The organism is Thermogutta sp., assembly GCF_014359955.1.
In the GTDB taxonomy this organism is placed as follows: Bacteria; Planctomycetota; Planctomycetia; order Pirellulales; family Thermoguttaceae; genus Thermogutta.
The window spans coordinates 1-1516 of the sequence record NZ_JACIYL010000952.1 but is presented as its reverse complement, the minus strand read 5'-3'; the positions used below and the strand labels follow the sequence as shown (position 1 = coordinate 1516).

Genomic DNA, 1516 nt, shown 5'->3' with positions numbered 1-1516 from the left:
GCCCAGACCGACACCCTCCGCGACGATAAAAAACGCTTTTCGGCGGATCCAATTCATCCAGTGCATACCGGCTAAGCGAGGTCGAAAATGACGGTTTCCGAATCGGCTATTTCCTTCGATCCATTGGTTTATCGCCAGGACTTTCCCATTCTCCAGCGAGAAGTGCATCCTGGGCGTCCGCTGGTTTACTTCGACAATGCCGCCACAACACAAAGGCCTCGGCAGGTGATTCAGACCATTGTCGATATGTATGAAAAGCATTATGCGAATGTGCACCGGGGCATCCACACACTGGCGGACGAGACGACGGAACTCTACGAAGAGGCCCGGCGACGGGTCTGCCGGTTTATTAACGCGCGGTCGGAAAAAGAAATCATCTTCACCTCCGGTAGCACCGCTTCCATCAACCTGGTTGCCCGGGCATGGGGAGATGCCAATATCAGGCCAGGCGATGAGATCCTGGTCACCGAGATGGAACACCATTCCAACCTGGTGCCGTGGTTTCAGCTTGCCGAGCGTCAGGGAGCAACAGTCCGCTACATCCCCATCAACGACCAGGGGGAGCTCGTCCTCGACAGCCTTGATACCCTCTTGACCGAACGAACGAAGATCGTGGCGATTACCCTCGTGTCAAATGTTCTGGGCACCATTAATCCCGTAGAAGCGATCATTCGGGCTGCACACTCGGTGGGGGCCAAGGTCCTCGTTGACGGGGCGCAAAGCGTTCCCCACCTTACCACGGACGTCCAAAAACTGGATGCCGACTTTCTCGTGTTCAGCGGCCACAAGATGCTTGGCCCATCAGGAATTGGTGTCCTCTACGGAAAACGGGAAATCCTCGAAGAAATGCCCCCATTCATGGGCGGCGGGAGCATGATTCGGGAGGTCCGGCTCGACGGTTTTGTGCCGGGCGATCTCCCCTACCGGTTTGAAGCAGGAACGCCTCCCATCGTCGGCGCGATTGGGTTAGGCGCCGCGATTGACTATCTCGAAAAAGTCGGCCTGGAACGCGTCGCAGCCCATGAACACCAATTGACCCTCAAGCTCCATGCGGCCCTTGCCGAAATGCCGCGGGTTCGCATCTTCGGACCGGCGCCTGACAAAAAAGCGGGCATCGCCAGTTTCGTCGTCGATGGTATTCATGCCCATGACGTCGCTCAGCTTCTGGATTCTGTGGGTGTTGCCGTTCGGGCTGGCCATCACTGTGCCATGCCCCTGCATAAACGACTGGGAGTGGTGGCCACGGCGCGCGCGAGCTTCTATTTCTACAACACGCTGGACGAGATTGACCAGTTGGTCGAGGGCCTGGAAAGGGCGCAGCGTATCTTCAGAAAGCGAAGCTAGACACAGTTCAGATAGGCTGTTTTCTCGCGTGGCTGAATTTTCAACGAAAGACAAACCGCCGCATTTTGATCTTCTGCCGAGCAGAGCGGCGACGCCCGGTGCTCTTCCACCATGAAAGAAAAAGGCCTGTCCCGAGGATGCTTTCCCGCATCCCATGGGACAGGCCTCTGAG

The 1516-nt window shown here is 56.9% G+C and carries 1 protein-coding gene; it reads left to right on the top strand.

Annotation, left to right across the window (positions count from 1 at the left end; all coding sequences use genetic code 11):
- Positions 1–87 precede the first annotated feature (87 nt).
- A complete protein-coding gene (locus H5U08_RS18485) occupies positions 88–1344 on the top strand; it encodes a cysteine desulfurase (protein WP_297036535.1) in 1257 nt (418 codons plus the stop codon).
- The last annotated feature ends 172 nt before the right edge of the window (positions 1345–1516 follow it).